The sequence below is a fragment of the Nocardioides oleivorans genome (genome assembly GCF_004137255.1).
GTDB classification, from domain to species: Bacteria; Actinomycetota; Actinomycetes; order Propionibacteriales; family Nocardioidaceae; genus Nocardioides; species Nocardioides oleivorans.
Genome location: NZ_SDWT01000001.1, coordinates 2,440,386 through 2,458,086, shown reverse-complemented (window position 1 = coordinate 2,458,086; position 17,701 = coordinate 2,440,386). Strand labels below are relative to the sequence as shown.

22 protein-coding genes are annotated in these 17,701 nt (G+C 72.1%); 4 read left to right on the top strand and 18 right to left on the bottom strand.

What is annotated here, in order from left to right:
• Window positions 1-2: 2 nt before the first annotated feature.
• The 8 genes from modA to EUA93_RS11685 form a co-directional block, all read right to left on the bottom strand.
• A complete protein-coding gene (gene modA, locus EUA93_RS11720) occupies window positions 3-788 on the bottom strand; it encodes a molybdate ABC transporter substrate-binding protein (protein WP_129400298.1) in 786 nt (261 codons plus the stop codon).
• Window positions 785-1,180, bottom strand: coding sequence for a TOBE domain-containing protein (locus EUA93_RS11715; RefSeq protein ID WP_476703583.1), 396 nt, complete (start codon window positions 1,178-1,180; stop codon window positions 785-787). The genes modA and EUA93_RS11715 overlap by 4 nt, the downstream gene beginning before the upstream one ends.
• A gap of 76 nt (window positions 1,181-1,256) precedes the next feature.
• Window positions 1,257-1,664 (bottom strand): arsenate reductase ArsC, encoded by a 408-nt coding sequence (locus tag EUA93_RS11710; RefSeq protein ID WP_129400296.1) that lies wholly within the window; start codon window positions 1,662-1,664, stop codon window positions 1,257-1,259.
• The gene (locus tag EUA93_RS11705; protein WP_129400295.1) at window positions 1,665-2,345 is read right to left on the bottom strand and encodes an aquaporin; all 681 of its coding nucleotides are present in this window, start codon (window positions 2,343-2,345) and stop codon (window positions 1,665-1,667) included.
• Window positions 2,342-2,701 (bottom strand): ArsR/SmtB family transcription factor, encoded by a 360-nt coding sequence (locus EUA93_RS11700; protein ID WP_129400294.1) that lies wholly within the window; start codon window positions 2,699-2,701, stop codon window positions 2,342-2,344. Before EUA93_RS11700 ends, EUA93_RS11705 begins: the two co-directional genes overlap by 4 nt.
• 45 nt (window positions 2,702-2,746) lie before the next feature.
• Window positions 2,747-3,487, bottom strand: coding sequence for an ankyrin repeat domain-containing protein (locus EUA93_RS11695; RefSeq protein WP_129400293.1), 741 nt, complete (start codon window positions 3,485-3,487; stop codon window positions 2,747-2,749).
• Entirely contained in the window at window positions 3,484-4,437 is a 954-nt protein-coding gene (locus EUA93_RS11690) for a peptidylprolyl isomerase (RefSeq protein WP_129400292.1), read from the bottom strand. Before EUA93_RS11690 ends, EUA93_RS11695 begins: the two co-directional genes overlap by 4 nt.
• A 98-nt stretch (window positions 4,438-4,535) precedes the next feature.
• Window positions 4,536-4,760, bottom strand: a complete 225-nt coding sequence (locus tag EUA93_RS11685; RefSeq protein ID WP_242497440.1) for a DUF1272 domain-containing protein — start codon at window positions 4,758-4,760, stop codon at window positions 4,536-4,538.
• A 100-nt stretch (window positions 4,761-4,860) separates the two neighbouring features.
• Between EUA93_RS11685 and EUA93_RS11680 the strand changes: the two genes are divergently transcribed.
• Together EUA93_RS11680 and EUA93_RS11675 are read left to right on the top strand one after the other, a co-directional pair.
• On the top strand, window positions 4,861-5,202 hold the full coding sequence (locus EUA93_RS11680) for a YciI family protein (protein WP_129400290.1): 342 nt from the start codon (window positions 4,861-4,863) through the stop codon (window positions 5,200-5,202).
• A gap of 50 nt (window positions 5,203-5,252) precedes the next feature.
• Complete coding sequence (locus tag EUA93_RS11675) at window positions 5,253-5,813, top strand: hypothetical protein (RefSeq protein ID WP_129400289.1); 561 nt, start codon at window positions 5,253-5,255, stop codon at window positions 5,811-5,813.
• Between the two features lie 21 nt (window positions 5,814-5,834).
• On the opposite strand, the gene EUA93_RS11670 is transcribed toward EUA93_RS11675, so the two are convergent.
• Together EUA93_RS11670 and EUA93_RS11665 are read right to left on the bottom strand one after the other, a co-directional pair.
• The gene (locus EUA93_RS11670) at window positions 5,835-6,155 is read right to left on the bottom strand and encodes a DUF1905 domain-containing protein (RefSeq protein ID WP_242497334.1); all 321 of its coding nucleotides are present in this window, start codon (window positions 6,153-6,155) and stop codon (window positions 5,835-5,837) included.
• A gap of 115 nt (window positions 6,156-6,270) precedes the next feature.
• Complete coding sequence (locus EUA93_RS11665; protein WP_242497333.1) at window positions 6,271-7,734, bottom strand: S8 family serine peptidase; 1,464 nt, start codon at window positions 7,732-7,734, stop codon at window positions 6,271-6,273.
• 144 nt (window positions 7,735-7,878) lie between these two features.
• On the opposite strand from EUA93_RS11665, the gene EUA93_RS11660 reads away from it, so the two are divergent.
• A complete protein-coding gene (locus tag EUA93_RS11660) occupies window positions 7,879-9,222 on the top strand; it encodes an ABC1 kinase family protein (protein WP_129400288.1) in 1,344 nt (447 codons plus the stop codon).
• Between the two features lie 27 nt (window positions 9,223-9,249).
• Here the strand turns inward: EUA93_RS11660 and EUA93_RS11655 are convergent, their stop codons facing one another.
• Window positions 9,250-10,434: an MFS transporter gene (locus EUA93_RS11655; RefSeq protein ID WP_207208668.1), complete on the bottom strand. Its 1,185-nt coding sequence runs from the start codon at window positions 10,432-10,434 to the stop codon at window positions 9,250-9,252.
• 47 nt (window positions 10,435-10,481) lie between these two features.
• Here EUA93_RS11655 and EUA93_RS11650 point away from each other — a divergent pair, with 47 nt between their 5' ends.
• Entirely contained in the window at window positions 10,482-10,886 is a 405-nt protein-coding gene (locus tag EUA93_RS11650) for a nuclear transport factor 2 family protein (RefSeq protein ID WP_129400287.1), read from the top strand.
• Here the strand turns inward: EUA93_RS11650 and EUA93_RS11645 are convergent.
• The 7 genes from EUA93_RS11645 to EUA93_RS11615 form a co-directional block, all read right to left on the bottom strand.
• Complete coding sequence (locus tag EUA93_RS11645; protein WP_129400286.1) at window positions 10,880-11,356, bottom strand: SRPBCC family protein; 477 nt, start codon at window positions 11,354-11,356, stop codon at window positions 10,880-10,882. The genes EUA93_RS11650 and EUA93_RS11645 overlap by 7 nt on opposite strands.
• Before the next feature lie 25 nt (window positions 11,357-11,381).
• Window positions 11,382-13,379, bottom strand: a complete 1,998-nt coding sequence (locus EUA93_RS11640) for a VWA domain-containing protein (protein ID WP_129400285.1) — start codon at window positions 13,377-13,379, stop codon at window positions 11,382-11,384.
• A complete protein-coding gene (locus tag EUA93_RS11635) occupies window positions 13,376-13,900 on the bottom strand; it encodes a GNAT family N-acetyltransferase (RefSeq protein WP_129400284.1) in 525 nt (174 codons plus the stop codon). The genes EUA93_RS11640 and EUA93_RS11635 overlap by 4 nt, the downstream gene beginning before the upstream one ends.
• Window positions 13,893-15,305, bottom strand: coding sequence for a MoxR family ATPase (locus EUA93_RS11630; RefSeq protein ID WP_129400283.1), 1,413 nt, complete (start codon window positions 15,303-15,305; stop codon window positions 13,893-13,895). Before EUA93_RS11630 ends, EUA93_RS11635 begins: the two co-directional genes overlap by 8 nt.
• A gap of 60 nt (window positions 15,306-15,365) precedes the next feature.
• Window positions 15,366-15,902 (bottom strand): DinB family protein, encoded by a 537-nt coding sequence (locus tag EUA93_RS11625; RefSeq protein WP_129400282.1) that lies wholly within the window; start codon window positions 15,900-15,902, stop codon window positions 15,366-15,368.
• A 117-nt stretch (window positions 15,903-16,019) separates the two neighbouring features.
• Window positions 16,020-16,697 carry a hypothetical protein gene (locus EUA93_RS11620; protein WP_275937876.1) on the bottom strand — a complete coding sequence of 226 codons (678 nt, stop codon included), beginning with the start codon at window positions 16,695-16,697 and terminating at the stop codon, window positions 16,020-16,022.
• A gap of 48 nt (window positions 16,698-16,745) precedes the next feature.
• A complete protein-coding gene (locus tag EUA93_RS11615; protein WP_129400281.1) occupies window positions 16,746-17,699 on the bottom strand; it encodes a hypothetical protein in 954 nt (317 codons plus the stop codon).
• Window positions 17,700-17,701: the final 2 nt, after the last annotated feature.

Below are 17,701 nucleotides of genomic sequence, written 5' to 3'. Positions count from 1 at the left end.
GGTCAGGGAGCGGGTGCGAAGCCGGCGTCCCCGAGGATCGACTGCCCGGTCTGCCCCAGGACCAGGTCGACGAACTCCTGCGCCAGGTCGGGGTTCTCGCTCTCGCCGAGGGTGGCGATCGGGTAGAGGTTGACCGCGGCCGACGACTCGGGGAACTCCACGCCCTCGACGTCGTCGCCGGCGACGAGCACGTCGGTGACGTAGACCAGGCCGGCGTCGGCCTCACCCGTGGTGACCTTGGCGAGCACGTCGGTCACCGACTGCTCCTCACTCACCGGCGCGAGCTCCACCCCTGCCGACTCCGCGACCTTCTGGGTGGCGGCCCCGCACGGCACCTCCGGCGCGCAGACGACCAGGTTCAGCCCGTCCTCGGCGAGGTCCTGGAAAGACTCGACGCCGGCCGGGTTGCCCGGCGGCACCGCGATCTCGAGGGTGTTCGAGGCGAACAGCTCGGGCTCCGAGCCCTGGAGGTCGTCCGCCGTGAGCTTGTCCATGTTGGCCTCGTCCGCGGACGCGAACACGTCGGCGGGCGCACCCTCCTGCAGCTGGGCGACCAGGTCCGAGGAGCCCTGGAAGTTGAACTGCACCGTGACCCCGTCGTGGGTCGACTCGAACTCGTCGGCGATGTCCTCGAACGTGGAGGTCAACGAGGCCGCGGCGTAGACGACCAGCGTCGTCTCGCCTGCGTCGCCCCCGTCGCCCGAGGCGGGCTCGTCGTCGCCACCGCAGCCGGCGAGCGCAGTGGACAGCAGGACGGCGGTGAGGGCGAGGGGGATCGTGCGCTTCATGACTCTCCTTGGGGGGCTTCCACGACGACTGCGGTGGACTTGATGACCGCCACGGCGACGGATCCGAGCTCGAGCTGGAGGTCGCGCACGGCTTCGCTGCTCATGAGCGACACGACGCGGAACGGTCCGCACTGGAGCTCGACCTGGGCCATCACCTTGTCGACGACGATGTCCGTGACCAGGCCGACGAACCGGTTGCGGGCCGAGCTGGCCAGCCCGTCTGGCAGCCCGGGGAGCGAGGCGTGCTGGCGGGCCACCTGGGCGACCTCGAACCCGTCGACGACCTTGCGCCCGGACTCGTCGGCCGTGGCGCTCAGGAGCCCGCGGTCGATCCACCGGCGCACGGTGTCGTCGCTCACGCCGAGGTAGGCGGCAGCGTCTCGGATCCTCATCTGCGGCACGTGGAGCACTCTATCCCCTCGACTGCGGAGGAGAACCCGCAGATCCACCGCGATTCTGCGGGGACGGTCAGTCCGGCCGCACGAGCTCGTGGACCAGTGCGGTGACCCGCGACCGGATGTCGTCGCGGATGGGGCGGACGGCGTCGATGCCCTGACCGGCGGGGTCGTCGAGGGCCCAGTCCTCGTAGCGCCTGCCGGGGTGGAACGGGCACTCGTCGCCGCAGCCCATGGTGATCACGACGTCGGCCTCCCGCACCGCACTGTCGGTGAGCAGCTTCGGCTCGTTGGCCGCGATGTCGATCCCCTCCTCGGCCATCGCCGCGACCGCCACGGGATTGATCCGGTTGCCGGGCTGCGATCCCGCGGACAGCACCTGCACGCGGTCGCCCGCGAGGTGCTGGAGGTAGCCGGCGGCCATCTGGGAGCGACCCGCGTTGTGGACGCAGACGAACAGGACAGTGGGACGCTCGGACATTCAGGTCTCCTGGGTCGTGGCGGGGCGAGGGTGCAGCAGGCGCAGGACACCGAGGGCGAGGGCGCCGCCGACGACCTGCATGAGGACGAAGGCCGGGGCCGAGCCGGGTGCGATGCCCGCGAACGTGTCGGAGAGCGTGCGAGCGACGGTCACGGCGGGATTGGCGAAGCTCGTCGAGCTGGTGAACCAGTAGGCAGCCGTGATCCAGCCACCGACGGCGAAGGCGACGGTGTCGACCCGCGGCGACCGCAGCGCACCGAACACCACCAGGACGAGACCGAGGGTGGCGACCACCTCGCCGACCAGCTGCCCGCTGCCGCCTCGGGCGTGGGTGGAGATCGAGACCGGGTCGAGCTCGAACATGACGTTCGCGACGACCGCGCCGAGGAGGCCACCGGCCAGCTGTGCCGCGACCATGACGGCTGCGACGGACACGGGGAGTCGCCCGAGCACCGCCTCGACCGCCGTGACGACGGGGTTGAAGGACGCCGACACGGGCTGGAAGGCCAGGATCAGGGCGACCAGCGCTGCCCCGGTCGCGATGCTGTTCTGCAGCAGCTGGAGGCCGACGTCATCGGGTGACAACCGTTGCGCGGCGATGCCGGAGCCGACCACGGCGCACACGAGGAGGGCGGTGCCGAGCGCCTCCGCGACGACACGGCGTACGACGTCGTGGCTCACGCGGTGACGCCGCCGAGCAGCGCGGCGAGGTCGGCGAGCGCGGTCGGGTTCACCCGGTAGTAGACCCAGACGCCGCGCTTCTCGCGGTCGAGCAGACCGGCCCCGTGGAGCAGCTTGAGGTGGTGGCTGACGGTCGGCTGGGAGAGGTCGAAGGCGTCGTTGAGGTCGCACACGCACGCCTCGCCGTCGGCGTGGGAGGCGACCAGCGAGAGCAGCCGGAGGCGCACCGGGTCGGCGATCGCCTTCAGCAACGGAGCGATGCGCTCGGCGGCGTCGGCCGACATCGGCTCACGAGTCACCGGTGAGCAGCACGCGACTGCCTCGACGGGCGTCAGCTCGAGCAAGGACTTCGACATGCGTGAATATTGACAGACGTCGATGTCTGGTGCGGCGGCAGGTCCCTACGGCTGACCGAGGTCCTCGCACGACCGCGCGCCGAGGCCGTGGAGCCAGCGGACGACGTCGTGGGCACCGACCCGGGCGGCGATGTCGAGGGGCGTGGCGTCCTCCCACGGAGGCAGCCAGTCCACGTCGGCGCCCAGCTCGACCAGTGCCTGCGCGGTGTCGAGCCGGTTGCCGTGGCAGGCGGACCAGAAGGCGTGGTCGACCTCGTCCCCGGCACGACCGGAGGACTCCAGCGCCGACAGGAGCTCGGAGGTCATCCCGAGCGCGGCGAGGTCGAAGAGGCCGGCCCGGGCGCCTCGCGCGACGAGGGCGCGGGCGGCCCCCCACTGCCCGAACGCCGTGGCGTCCGTCAGCGGCGTACCCCCGGCGATGACGGCGCCGTCGGCCTCGATGTCCGCCCCGGCGTCGAGCAGCGCGTGGAGCGCCTCGACGTCGTCCGAGCTGGCCGCCCAGTGGAGGGCGGTCTCCTCGTGAGGTCCGCGGAACCGGGCGTCCACGTCGGCGCCCGCAGCGACGAGGACGGCGATGGTCTCGGCGACCCGGGGGAAGTGGCCGGGCCAGTCGGTGGCCACGTGGAGGAGCGGTCGGCTCATCCCGCCGGGGTCGTCGTCGCCGAGCCGTACGACGGCCAGGCCGGGGTCGTCCTCCAGCAGCCGGCGCAGGCCCTCGACGTCGCCGACGTGGATCGCGCGCGTGACGGCGACGGCACGCGGGTCGAGAGTGCTGATCGTGCTCATCGTTCCTCGATCACGACCTTCTCCAGGAACAGGCGCTTCGCGAAGGACTCCCCGCCCATGCCGAGGCGCTCCATCGCCGTCATGGTGGCGATCACGTCCATCCCGGAGAGCACCCGGCCGAAGCTCGTCTGCACGCGGTTGGTCGCGAAGCCGGAGTCGAACTCCTTGCCGTAGGCGATGAAGAACCCGCTCCCGGCGGTGTACGGCTGGCCGAGCCCGGCCGTGGTCACGGTGCCGACCGGGTAGCCCTCACGCTCGGCGAGGTCGAGCTCGTCGGGCAGCTGGTAGCCGGCGTCCCACCCGACGGTGTTGTCGCCGCTCCCGGCCTCGACGGCCGCGATCGCGCCGTAGTCGCGGAAGACCTCGAGCCCGTCGTAGAACCCCTGCCGGGCGAGGAAGACGAAGGAGTTCACTGCGACCGGTGCGTCCTTCTCCAGCAGGTCGATGACGATCGGCCCGCAGGACGTCGTGATCCGTGCGACGTAGTCGACGCCGCCCTCGAGCACCTGCGCCGGACCTCCGGGGAAGCGCGGGCGGGTGGCGCGCGCGTTGGCGGGCGCCTTCGCGCCGCAGGCCACGGGTCGGTCGTCGCGCGGCGGCTTGATCCCGCTGTCGACGGCCGTGCCGGGCTCGACGGTGAAGTCCTCGGCGACGACCTCGCCGGCGGCCATCGCCTCGTTGACCGCGGCCCCCTGGGCCTCGCCGGCCGCCTCCTCCTCGAGCATCGAGGTGTCCTGGACCTGGGGCGGCTGCGTGCCCTCGTCGGGCTCGTCACCGCCCCGCGTCAGGATCGCCAGCAGTCCGACGACCACGACGACGCCGACCACGGCGGACAGGATGCTGAGCAGGGCCGTACGCCGACGGCGTACCGCTGCCAGGCGCTGCTGCTCGCGCTCGAGCTGCTGGCGCTCGGCGTCCTGCCTGGACTTCCGCTGCTTGTTGCTGCTCACGTCCCACTCCTCGGCCGACGGCCGTGTCGCCCGGGGCGTGCGGCCTCACCGGATCGGGAGGGCCCCTCGAGCGGGAGCCTAGCCAAGGAGGCCCACGCTCAGGCGCGGAGCACCCGGGTCGTCGAGGCCGGGTGCCTGGCCAGCTGCGCCGGCGGACGGACGGGGCGCCGCTCGAAGCCACCACCGCAGTTGGGGCACACGCCGTGCAGGACGTCGCGGACGCAGTCGGCGCAGAAGGTGCACTCGTAGGTGCAGATCCGCGCGTCCGGTGACTCCGGCGGCAGGTCGCGGTCGCACTGCTCGCAGTTGGGTCGCAGCTCCATCACGCGGACATTCTGTCTCCTCGGCCTGTCGATTGTCGGCTCGCTCGTCCGTCACAGTGGTGGAGGGCCGCACCGGGCGGCCCGCGACGGAGGAGCCTCCATGACGAAGTACGCCATCTACTTCCACCAGCAGTGGGTCGGTGACCACCCGATGGAGTGGTTCATGTCCCGCGTCGAGCCGTCCACCGCCGTGGTCGCCGAGATGGAGGCGGCCGGGGTGCTGGTGTTCGCCGGTGGGCTCGTCGAGGACATGGCGGAGGCGTTCAGCGCCGACGGCACGAGCGGCGAGATGCTCGTGACCGACGGCCCCTACACCGAGGTCACGGAGTACCTCGGTGGCATCACCATCATCGAGGTCGAGACCCTCGAGGAGGCCAAGGAGTGGGCTGCGAAGATCGCCGAGGGCTGCGGCTGGCCGCAAGAGGTCCGCGTCGTCAAGTAGTGGTCGCGAACCCGAGGCAACCTCCACGGGCGGTGGCGCGTCTCCCTGACATGAACACCACCACGCGCACCACCATCCTGGGCGCCGCCGGACTCGCGGTCGCAGCCCTCACCCTCACGCAGGTCGCCCCGGCGAGCGCGGACGGCATCGGCGTCTCCGACGCCAAGGACCTCAAGCACGGGGTCGACCTCCGCTCGGTGACCGTCGACCACGGTGCGAAGAACGTCGTGGTCACCACGACGCACACCGACCTGGTCGAGTCGTTCACGAGCGGCTCGTCCGGCGCGGTCTTCCTGGACACCGACCCCGACGACGCCGGCCCGGAGTACGTCTTCGTCGGCGGCTTCTTCGTCGGCACCGACTACAACCTGCTCACCACCGACGGGTTCGCCACGTCCGCGTGGGGCGAGCCGGTCGAGGGGTCGTACCGGATGAAGGTGGACTACGAGAAGGAGACCGTGCGGTTCCGGATCTCGCGTGCTGTCCTCGGCGACCCCGACGAGGTCCGGGTGGCCGTCCGCGTCGCCGGCACCAAGCCCAACGGCAAGGACACCAAGGTCGACTGGCTCGGTGCCCCGCGCAGCTTCACCGACTGGGTCGCCTCTAGCTGAGGTGGCTCCACGTCGGCCGGGTCAGTCCCGGCCGACGTCGATCCGCACCGCGACGACGTCGCCGAGCCCGAAGGCCTCGGCCTTGCGCACGGCCGCCTTCACCGGCAGGAACCAGGTCTCCTCGCGGGGGAACATCGCGGTCTCGAACTCCGTCTCGCCGATCTGCGCGCGCACCGGGACCACGCCCCAGTAGACGACCTCGGCCTTGACCTCGTCGACGAGGTCGGCGGCGTCGAGCGGGAGGACGACGAAGTAGAACGGCGCCGGTCCACGCCACTCGACGACCTCGCCGTCGAACTCGATCTCCATCCCGCCACCTTCCCAGATGCGCGCGGAGGACACGTCAGCCGAATGTCAGGACGGGCAGGAGCCCCTGTGACTCCTGCCCGTCCCTCCACCGCGCCCCTGTTGCACGGTGGTTCCCCCTGGAGAGGGAAGCTCGCTCAGCGCCGGTCGATCACCCCAGCGCCGCGACCGCAGCCACGACGTCGACGAGGCCGTAGCCCTTGTCGTACGACGTGGTGCCGAGCGGACCGGACTGGTAGGCAGCCCCGTCCGTGTACTTGTGGGCCGAGACCTTCAGCGCCTGCTCGATCTCGGCGGGGGTCGCGCCGGGCCTGGCCTGGAACAGCTGGGCGACGATGCCCGCGATGTGCGGGGCGGCCATCGACGTGCCGCTGATCGTGTTGAAGGTGCCGATGTCGAGCGCGCCGGGACCGTTCTGCGGGTCTAGCCCGGTGGCGCAGATGACGAGGTAGAGCCGGCACGACGAGGTGATGTTCTCCCCCGGTGCGGAGATGTCCGGCCACGTCGAGGCGTCGGAGGACAGGCCGCGCGAGCTGAACTCGGAGACGACTCCGTCACGGGTGCCGGTGTCCTGGTCGTCGTAGGACGCGACCGACAAGATGCCGCCCGTCGGGTCCTGGCCGGGCGGGTTCGTGAGGCTCGTCGACCCGTCGCCCCCGTCGTTGCCGGCTGCCCAGACCGTCACGACTCCCTCAGCCGCGAGCGCCCGCTGGAGCTTCACCGTGGCCGACTCGGGGTCGAACGCGCCGCCACCGGTCGGGCCGTAGGAGTTGTTGGTGACCTTGATCGGCGGGCACGTGGAGGCGGGTACGCCGGCCCCGCACGGTGCGGCGTGGTTCTCGAGCACCCAGTTGAGGGCCGAGTCGGCTCCCAGGATGACGATGCCGGCACCGGTCGAGAGGGAGACCAGTTTGGCGCCCGGGGCCGCGCCCTGGAGCGTGCCGCCGTCGCTCAGCGTGGTCGGGCGACCGGCGACGATGCCGTTGACGTGGGTGCCGTGGCCGCCGACCGACAGCGTGTCGGTGTCGACGATGTTCGGCAGCCGCTGGACCGAGCAGGTCTCGGTCAGCGGCTCGCACAGCGCCTTGAGGTTGGCCACGACGGCGCTGGAGCCGTCGGCCTCCTTGAAGTAGGGGTGGGTCGGGTCGATGCCGGAGTCGATCACGGCGACGCTGACGCCCTTGCCGGTCAGCGCGCTGCCGTCGGCGCCGGTGAGGGTGGAGGCGGCCTCGGCGCCGCGGGTCGCGGTGTTCGAGGTCTCCTGGGCGAAGGTGATGGGCTGCGCGCCGCCCTCGACGTAGGTCACGCCGGGTGCGCTGCGGACGGACTGGATCTGGGACTTCGTGGCGTTGGCGACGACGACACCGATGCCCGTGAACTCACCGGTCCTCCGCATGCCCGACGCCACGACGGCCTGGCGGGCGGCGGTGATCGAGCTGCCGTGGACCATCACCGTGGTCCTGCCGGTCAGGCCGGTCAGCTGCTGGGCCAGGAAGGTGCTGAGGTTGGCCGGAGCCGCCGCGTCGGGAGCCGCCTGGGCGGTGCCGGCGCCGGCGAACGTGGCCGATGCGGCCAGCACGCTCGCCGCGCAGGCGAGCAGGGGCTTGAGGTTCACGGTGGTCTCCCGAGGTTCCCGAGGTCGGTGTTCGTCGCACCCTCAACGACGTACGGCTCCCGGGGTCACGCCTTCCGGTGTCGGCTCGCCGACCTGTGGGACCGCCGGATCGTCCGGTGTTGCCTCCGGGGGGACAATGGGGGCATGACCGAGCTGCCCCGCAAGGCCGCTGCGCGTACCGCGCGGTTGGCAGCACTACCCCTCGGCTACGCCGGCCGCCAGGCGATGGGCCTCGGCAAGCGCCTGGGCGGGAAGCCCGCCGAGGCGGTCGCGAGCGAGCTCCAGCAGCGCACGGCCGAGCAGCTGTTCCGCACGCTCGGCGACCTCAAGGGCGGGGCCATGAAGTTCGGCCAGGCGCTGAGCGTGCTGGAGGCCGCGCTGCCCGAGGACCTGGCCGCGCCCTATCGCGAGCACCTCACGGCACTGCAGGACTCCGCTCCCCCGATGCCGACCGCCACGGTGCGCGAGCAGCTCACCGCGCACCTCGGCGCCGACTGGAAGGACCGGCTGGTCTGGCTCGACGGCGCGCCCACGGCCGCGGCCTCCATCGGCCAGGTCCACCGCGGGCGGTGGGACGACGGGAGCTCCGGTGAGCGCGAGGTCGCCGTCAAGGTGCAGTACCCCGGCGCCGGTGACGCGCTGATGGGCGACCTGCGCCAGATCGCGCGGGTCGCGCGCGGCGTCGCCCCGGTCTTCCCCGGGATCGACATCAAGCCACTGGTCGCCGAGCTGCAGGACCGGGCCGCCGACGAGCTCGACTACCAGCTCGAGGCCGAGGCCCAGGCCGCCTACGCCGAGGCGTTCGCCGACGACCCGCACATCGTCGTCCCGGCCGTCGTGGCCGTCGGCGGCCAGGTGCTGGTGACCGAGTGGATGGACTCGCCGCACTCCTTGGCGCACATCATCCGCGAGGGCACCCAGGCCGAGCGCGACCACTACGGCGAGCTGTTCGTGCGGTTCCTCTTCGAGGGCCCCCAGCGCACCGGGATGCTCCACGCCGACCCCCACCCCGGCAACTTCCGGGTGCTACCCGCCCCCGACGGCGGCCTCGGGCGACTCGGCGTGCTCGACTTCGGCGCCGTGGCACGGCTCGCCGACGGCCGGCTGCCCACCGCGATGGGGAGGCTGATGCGGATCGCGCTCGACTCCGACGAGGAGTCCCTCGTCGCCGGCCTGCGCGCCGAGGGCTTCATCAAGGAGCGCATCGAGGTCGACCCGGCGATGGTGCTCAACTACCTCTCGCCGTTCGTCGAGCCGCTCGGCGAGACCCGCTTCACCTTCACCCGTGAGTGGATGCGCGAGCAGTTCGAGCGGGTCAACGACCCGCGCGCGGAGACCTTCACCCTCGCCACCAAGCTCAACCTGCCGACGTCGTACCTCCTCATCCACCGCACCTGGCTGGGCGGCATCGGCCTGCTGAGCCAGCTCGGCGCCACGGCCCCCTTCCGGGAGATCCTCGAGGAGTCGCTGCCCGGCTTCGCCGATTGACGCACCCCTCCTCCCCCCGCGGTAGTCCTACTGCGTCCTGGCGGTCCTGCCGGGGTGGTCGAGCGCGACCCGGCGCGACAGCAGCACGAACGCCGACGCGGCGAGGGCGAGCGCGGCCATGACCGGCCAGAGCAGGCCGGGCGCGGCGGCGTAGACGGCCGTGCCGACCGGTGCCGCGAGGAGCGTCCCGCTGGTGGCGGCGCCGGTGTAGAGGCCCTGGTACTGACCGACGAGGTGGTCGGGCGCCTGGTCGAGCACGTGGGCGGTCGCGGTGGTCTTGTAGAGGATCTCCCCGGCCGTCAGCACCACCATCGCGAGCAGCACGGTCACGACCGAGACCGGCAGCGCGAACATCGCCGCCCCGACACCGACGAGCGCGTAGCCGAGCGCGATGACGCCGTACGCCGCCCTCCCCTGCAGCCACTGCGTCACCGGGATCTCCAGCACCAGGATCAGTCCGGAGCCGACCGCGATGACCGTCGCGTAGAGCCAGACCGGCTGGCCCTCGTCGCGCAGGTGGAGCGGGAGGGTGGAGTAGAGCTGGCGGTAGACGAGGTCGACCAGCACCACCCCGACCATCAGCACGAGCAGCGCCCGGTCGGCGCGGACCGCCCGGAGGAACCCGCCGCGGGGTGCGTCGTGGTCCACCACGTCGGGAGCGTCCTTCGGCAGCACCCGGCTCAGCGCGAGTCGTACGACGATCACGGCGAGGCCGTCGACGACGAACATCGCGTCGTAGCTCCACGTCACGAGCAACGCACCGATCGGCGGCCCCAGCACGAACCCGGCGTTGGAGGCCGCGCGTCCGACCGCGACCGACGTACGACGCCCACCGCGCGGCACCGCGAGCGCGGACAGCGCTCCGGACGACACGCCGCCGGTCGCCGCGAGGTAGCTCTGGACCGGCAGCAGCACCCAGAGCACCCAGAGCGGGACGAACGGGACGGCCACGAGCATCAGCCCTCCGGCCGAGCTCGCCGTGAGCAGCACGCGCCGGTGACCGAACCGGTCACCCCAGCGCCCGCCGGTGAAGTAGCCCGCCAGCATGCCGACGCCGACGGACCCGGCGAGCAGGCCGGCGGTCGTGGTCGACAGGTCGCGCGGACCGGTGAGGTAGAGCGTGAGGAAGAGCATCGTGAACGACGACGCCGACGACACGAACCGCGCGAGGGCCAGCGCCCACACGACGCGGGGCAGGTCTCGCAGGTCCACGGCACGAGCCTGTCAGACCGAGAGCCGTGGGTGGCACGATGACGGACATGGATGCTGCAGCCGCCCTCGCCCGCTGGCACGCCGTCGTCGACAGCCGCGACGCGGCCGGCCTGCCCGCACTGGTCGCCGAGGACGCGGTCTTCCGCAGCCCGGCCGTGCACACGCCGCAGGAGGGACGCGACACGGTCGTCGGCTACCTCACCGCCGCCTTCACCGTCCTCGGCCCGCACCTGGCCTACGAGCGCGAGTGGCTCGGCGACGACTCAGCGGTCCTGCAGTTCCGGTCCGAGGTCGGCGGCCTCGACGTCTCGGGGATCGACATGATCACGTGGGACGCCGACGGCCAGATCGTCGACTTCACCGTCATGGTGCGCCCGAAGAAGGCCCTCGACGCCGTCATCGAGCACATGGGAGCCGAGCTGCTGCGGATGCTCGAGGCCGCCGGTCACTGACCCCGACGGCGCACGACCCGGTCGAGGATGCCGAGGGTCGCGCGCAGCGCCGACTCGTCGTTGACCGGGAAGATCGGCCGCCACCTGTCGCCGACCTGCGACCAGTCGTAGACCGACGTCACCCAGGTGCCCGGGCGTCCCTCGACCTCGCCGGCCTCGAGCAGGTAGCCGTAGGTGTGGCCGATCGGTGGCTTGATCGTGCCCTCGATCCACCACGAGATCTCGCGATCGGGCTCGAACCGGTCGATGACGACCTCGACGTCGTAGCGGCCCATCGGGAAGTCGCCCTTCGACTCACGGTCCATGTGCACCGTGAAGCGGTCGCCGACCGCCGCGACGTGGTCGCCCTCCGCCGACTGCAGCATCCCCGAGGAGTCGATGTCGACGTGGCACTCGGGATCGCACAGCGCGGCGAAGATCGCCGCAGGCTCGGCCTCGATGAAGCGGCGCGCGGTCAGCTGGTCGGTCATGCCACCACCCGAGCACGCGCCCGCGTCACACCCAGAACCCGCGCCCGCCGCCGTACCAGTCACCGAACTGCTCGCGGTACGACGACGCCGGACCGCGCGAGCCGAGGTAGGACCCGACGACCGCGGCCCCGAGGTCGTCGAGCTCGGGGCTGACCATCCGGCCGTCGACCCGACGGGCCATCGAGTCGATGAAGCGGGCCAGGCCGGGGTCCTCACCGAGCCGGAAGAACGTGACCTGGGCGCCGAGCCGTGCGGAGGCGTCGAGCTCCTTGACCGACTGGGCGATCGTCAGCGGGTGCGGCGGGTAGGCGAACCAGACCTCGCCGTCCTGCTCGAGGTGGGCCGTCGGCTCTCCGTCGGTGACGATCAGGAGCACCGGTTGGGCGTTGGGGTGCTTGCGGAAGAACCGGTTGGCGAGCAGCAGCCCGTGGTGGAGGTTGGTGCCCTTGTCCCACCGAGCGTCGAGCGCGGTGAGCTCCTCGATCTCCATCACCTGCGCGTGCCGACCGAAGGCGATCAGCTGGAGGTCGTCGCCGCGGAAGCGGGAGCGGATCAACTGGTGCAGCGCCAGCGCGGTGCGCTTCATCGGCACCCACCGACCGTCCATCGCCATCGAGAACGACGTGTCCACGAGCAGCGCGACCGCCGCCTGGGTGCGGGCCTCGGTCTCGGTCACCTCGATGTCGTCGACCGCGATGCGCACGGGGGCGACGCCGCCCTGGCGCAGGACCGCGTTGGTGATCGTGCGTGGCACGTCCCACGGCTCGGTGCTGCCGAACTCCCAGCGCCGGCTGGCGCCGGACGGCTCGCCGGCCAGGCCCGTGGTCCGCGTCTCGCGGGCGCCGCTGCGGCCGCTCATCCGGTCCGCGACGTCACGCAGCAGGGCCTTGCCGAGCTGCCGCATGGCCTTCGGGGAGAGCCGGAGCTCACCGTCGGACCCCCGCTTGAGGTAGCCGCTGTCGCGCAGCGCGCGCTCGAGCTCCTGCAGCGTCCTCGCCGACACGGCGGCGTCCTGGCCGAGCTGGTCGGCCAGCGCGTCGAGGTCGACGTCGTCCATCCGGGCGCCGTGGTGCGACTGGGCGAGCTGGTCGGCGAGCGCGTCGAGCTGGGCGAGGTCCTGCAGGGCGCCGGTGCCGTCACCGAGCCCCATTCCCTGCTCGCCCTCGAAGCTCTCCGATCCCGACCAGTCCTCGCCGGGCCGGAGCGACTGGAGGTTCGCGTCCATCCGGGCGAGCTGCTCCATCAGCTGCGGGGAGCCGAACGCCTGCTGCGAGAGCTCCATCAGCTCCTGGCGCTGCTCGGGCGTCATCGAGTTCATCATCCGCTGGGCCGCGGCGGCGCGCTGGGCGAGCTGGTCGAGCAGCTCGTCCATGTCCTGCGGTGCGTCGGGGAAGAAGTCGCCGTGCTTGTCCATGAAGTCGGCGAACTCCTCGTCGCTGACCCCCTCGGACGCGTGCTTCTCGAGCAGGTCGTTGAGGTCGGAGAGCATCTCCGAGACGGCCTGCCGGTCCTCCTCGGTCGCGCCCTCCAGCGCCTGCTTCATCCCGGCGAAGCGCTGGTCGAGCAGCTCGCGGCCGAGCAGGTCCTTGATCTGCTCGTAGGCCTCGCGGGCCTCGGAGGACTGCCAGTCGTACGACGCCAGCTCGCTCACCGCGGCCGGCGTGGAGGTCGGCAGGTTGTCCAGGACCATCTCGCGGAAGTCGCGGTCGGCGTCGTCCATCGTGATGTCGCGGGCGAGCTGCCCGCGCTCGGCGAGGACGGCCTTCTCGAGCAGCTGCTCGACCTCCTGCATGGTGCCGTCGAGGTTGTTGCGCTGGAGGATCTCGCGCCGCTTCTCCGCGACCCGGCGGGCGAGCTCGTCGAGCCCGGCCTGGTCGCTGCTCCCACGCCGCAGGAACTCCCGCATCGCGCGCTCCGGCGAGTAGCCGGCCATCACGTCCTGGCCGATGGCGTCGAGCGCCTCGGCGAGGTCGACCGGGGGCGCCAGCGGGTCGCCACCGTCGTACTTCTGGAACCGGCTCATCCGAGCACCTTCTTGAACCACACGTCGTCCGGCCAGCGGGGATCCGCCGACCGCTCGGCCTCGGTGAAGCCGTGCGCCTCGTAGAACCCGACCGCCCGGTCGTTGCCGTCGACGACCTCGAGCCACAGCTCGTCGCCCTCGACCAGTGCCTCGATCTCCGCGAGCAGCCGGCTGCCGATGCCGAGGCCCTGGTGGGCGGGGTGGACGTAGAGCTTCCACATCACCTCTCGCTCCCCGGTGACGTCGGGGAAGTCGCGGTAGGACTCGGTGAGCCGACCGAAGGTGGCCAGCGCGGCGACCTCGCCGTCGCGCTCGGCCACGAGGTGCCGGTTGCGGGCCAGCGACTTCTCGAAGACGGCCGGGATCCACCACTCGTCGAGCATCCGCTGGGCGTAGGCCTCGTCGATGGGGCCGTAGGTCGGCGGCACGACGGCGCGGCCGAGCTCGACGAACGACGGGATGTCCTCGACGGTGCCCGGGCGCAGCGTGATGACGGAGCCCCCAGCAGCAGACCTAGCCATAGACGGTCTCACCGGCGTCGGTGTCCTTGCCGATCTTGCGCGCGAGGTAGAGCCCCTCCAGCGCGAGCTCCAGCGCGGCCGCGCGCTCGCCGTCGTTGGTCGCGCCCAACCGGTCGCAGACCTCGTCGTAGAGGTCGGACTCGCCCAGCACGGGCAGGCCGGCCAGGAAGTCACGGGCACCGACGCGGGCGCCGGTGCTCACCATGGCGCCCTCCTCGATCGCCTCGACGAGCAGCCGCAGGTCGATGCCGGCCAGGTGCGCGCGCACGGCCTCGGCGACCGCGGTGCGGAGCAGGTGGGTGAGGATCTCGGACTCGCGTCCCTCCTCGCCGGTCTCGAACTCGATCTTGCCGCCGAGCACGTCGACCGCGGTCTCGAGGTCGACGACGCGGGCCACGGCCTGCTCCTCGCCCTGGGTGGTCGCGCGGTGCAGGGCGGCGGCCGCGATGGTCTCCGCACCGGCGATCGCGAAGCGGGCGCTGACGCCCGAGCGCTGGTCGACCGACTGCGAGTCGCGCAGGTGGCGGGTGAAGCGGGCGAGCACCTCGAGGAGGTACGCCGGCACCTCGGCGACGAGGTCGGCCTCCTGCTCGATGACGGCGATCTCCTCCTCCACCTGGCGCGGGTAGTGGGTGCGGATCTCGGCGCCGAAGCGGTCCTTCAGCGGGGTGATGATGCGGCCGCGGTTGGTGTAGTCCTCCGGGTTGGCGCTGGCCACGACGAGCACGTCGAGCGGCAGCCGCAGGATGTAGCCGCGGATCTGGATGTCGCGCTCCTCCATCACGTTGAGCATCGCGACCTGGATCCGCTCGGCGAGGTCGGGGAGCTCGTTGATCGCGACGATGCCGCGGTGGCTGCGCGGGATCAGCCCGAAGTGGATGGTCTCCGGGTCGCCGAGGTGGCGACCCTCGGCCACCTTCATCGGGTCGACGTCACCGATGAGGTCGGCGACCGACGTGTCCGGCGTCGCCAGCTTCTCGGCGTACCGCTCGTCGCGGTGCTTCCACGAGATGCGGAGGTCGTCGCCGTAGGTGGCCGCCGCCTGCTGCGAGGTGACGGTGATCGGCTCGTAGGGGTGCTCGCCGAGCTCGGAGCCGGAGATCACCGGCGTCCACTCGTCGAGGAGGGCCACCAGCGAGCGCAGCAGCCGGGTCTTGCCCTGGCCACGCTCGCCGAGGAGCACGATGTCGTGCCCGGCGAGCAGGGCGCGCTCGACCTGCGGTATGACGGTCTCGGAGAAGCCGTGGAGGCCCGGCCACGGGTCCTCGCCGGCGGCGAGCCGGGTCAGGAGGTTGTCGCGGAGCTCCTGGCGGAGCGTCTTGAGCTGGTGGCCGCTCTCGCGGAGCTGGCCGACGGTGCTGGCATCGGGGTGCGCGCTGCGCTGGTCGTTCTGCTGCTGGGTCACGTCTTCCACGCTAGACCTGCCCGTCAACGTGGAGTGCGCTCGAAGATGCGCGCGAACGGCTCAGACGTCCGTCGCGCCGTCGATCGACTGGCGGATCAGGTCTGCGTGACCGGCGTGGCGGGCGTACTCCTCGACCATGTGCACCAGCACCCATCGGAGGGTGGCGGTCTCGCCCTTCGCCGGGTCGCGCGGACGGGCGACCGGGCGCCCGAGGTCCGGGTCGGCGGCCAGCGCCGCGTCGAGGCAGGCGTCGGAGTGCGCGATGGCGGCGACCAGCAGGGCGTCGAGCTCGGCGAGGTCGGCGCCGGCGGCGCTGTGCCAGTCCCAGTCGGCGTCCTCGTCCCAGGGCGCGGTGTCCCACGGCGCGGACGGCTCGCGGGCGCCGAGGTTGTAGGAGAACCAGTAGTCCTCCACGAAGGCGAGGTGCTTGAGCATCCCGCCCAGGGTGAGGTCGCTCGGCGGCAGCGTCTGGTCGAGCTGCCGGGCGGTGAGGCCGCTCGCCTGCAGCCGGACCGTGGCCCGGAAGTGGTCGAGGAAGGAGCGGAGCATCCCGACCTCGGTGTCGCTGTAGGACGGGGACGGGCGCTCGATCGTCATGTCGGTGAACCTAGTGCGTGGACGCGCGGACCTCACCTGGGAGAGGTCCGGGCCGCCCCGCTCACAGGAGCGGGACGGCCCGGGGGATGTCCGCGCGTCTCCGCGCGGGGGCTGCGGTCAGAGGGTCGGGCCCTCGCCGCGCAGCTTGTCCACCTCGGCCATCGCGTCGCGCAGCTGGCCCAGCCACTCCTCGGCGTGCTCGCCGACGAGACGGACCGACCACACGAGGGCGTCGGACCGGGACCGGGCGACGCCGGCGTCGACGAGGGTGTCGAGCACCTGCCGCTCGGGCTGGCGCAGCCGGGTCATCACGGGGGCGGCGACGTGGGTGAACAGCGCCTCGGTCTCGCCGAGCCGCACCCCCCACGACACCTTGCGCTGGTAGCGCGACTGCGCCTCCAGGGCGATCTCGATCCGCTCGGCCTTGGTCTCGGACCGGAAGCGGCCGATGCGGCCCTCCGCCTCGGCACCATCGGCGCCACTGGCCTGGCTGTCGGCCAGGGTCCCGACCACCGTGATCTCCTCACGGTCGGCGGTCACGTCGATCTCGCTGAACCAGCCCTCGGGCAGTCGCCCGCGGAACCAGTCGGCAGCGTCGTCGGCCGGCGGGAGGTCGGCGACCTGCCAACCGCCCCGGCGACCGCGGCCCTCGCCGCGCTCGCCCCGTCCTTCTCCGCTAGGTCCACGGCGTTCGCCGCGTTCGCCGCGTTCGCCTCGCTCGGGTCGCTCGCCGCGTCGGCCGCGGCCCTCACCGCGTCGTCCGCGGCTCTCTTCGTAGGTGTCTTCGGTCATCATGAGCATTCTCCTTCTTGCATTGCTTACATGATTACACTGACAACACCATTACGCCAAGAGAGATTCCCGCCGCTGCTCCAGCACCTCGATCTCCGAGGTGCACTCCGTGAGCCGGGTGCCGAGGACCGTGCCGGTCTGCTCCACACCGAGACGTGCCTGCGCGACGCGAGCGGCCGCCTCGCGGACCCGGTTCCGCACGGCCCAGTCGCTGAAGATGTTGTCGAACCAGACGTCGAAGAACGTCGTCAGGTCCGTGACCTCGATGCCGCCGACGGCCGACATGCCGACGTCGGCCAGCTCGGTGGCGAGGTGCCCGAGCGCGGCGTCCGCCTCGCGCATCCGGGCAGCCGCGTCGTCGATGCGGTGGTACTTCACCATGTCGGTGAACAGGCCGCCGCCCAGGAACGTGTCGACGCTCGCCCAGTCGTCGGCACCGCCGAGGTGGCGCGCGGCCTCGTCCAGCGTCCGCGCGGCAGCGTGCGTCGCCGAGATCGCTTCCTCCAGCTGGGTCCGTCGGGCCCGGTGGCGGCCGAGCTCGGTCGCCAGCGAGTCGAGCTGCGCGGCGGTCTCGCGACGGGACGGGTCGGCGGCGACCTCGGCCTCGCGAGCGACCAGGAGGTCAGCGCGTCGGGCCGCGAGGTCTCCGGACCTCGCCAGCTGCGCGACCAGCGAGTCGACGTCCGCCTGGGCGGCCTCCCGCCGCGCCTCGGCCTCCGCGGCGACGTACTGCGCCGCCTGCGCCTCGGCCTTCTCACGATCCAGGTCGAGGTCACGACGGCCTCGCAGCGTGGGGAGGATGCGGGTGAGGGACAGCTGCTCCAGCCGCGCCACGTCCTCGAGCTCACCGGCCAGGTCGGACGAGGCGCTCTCGCTGCGATCGGTCGCTGCCGCCAACCTCGCTCGGGCGGGCCCGAGCCGAGCCGCCGCGGCGTCGTGCTCGGCCTGCTCCCGGGCGAGCTCGGCCAGTGCGTCCAGTGCTGGTGTTCCCCCGTCGTCGGTCATGC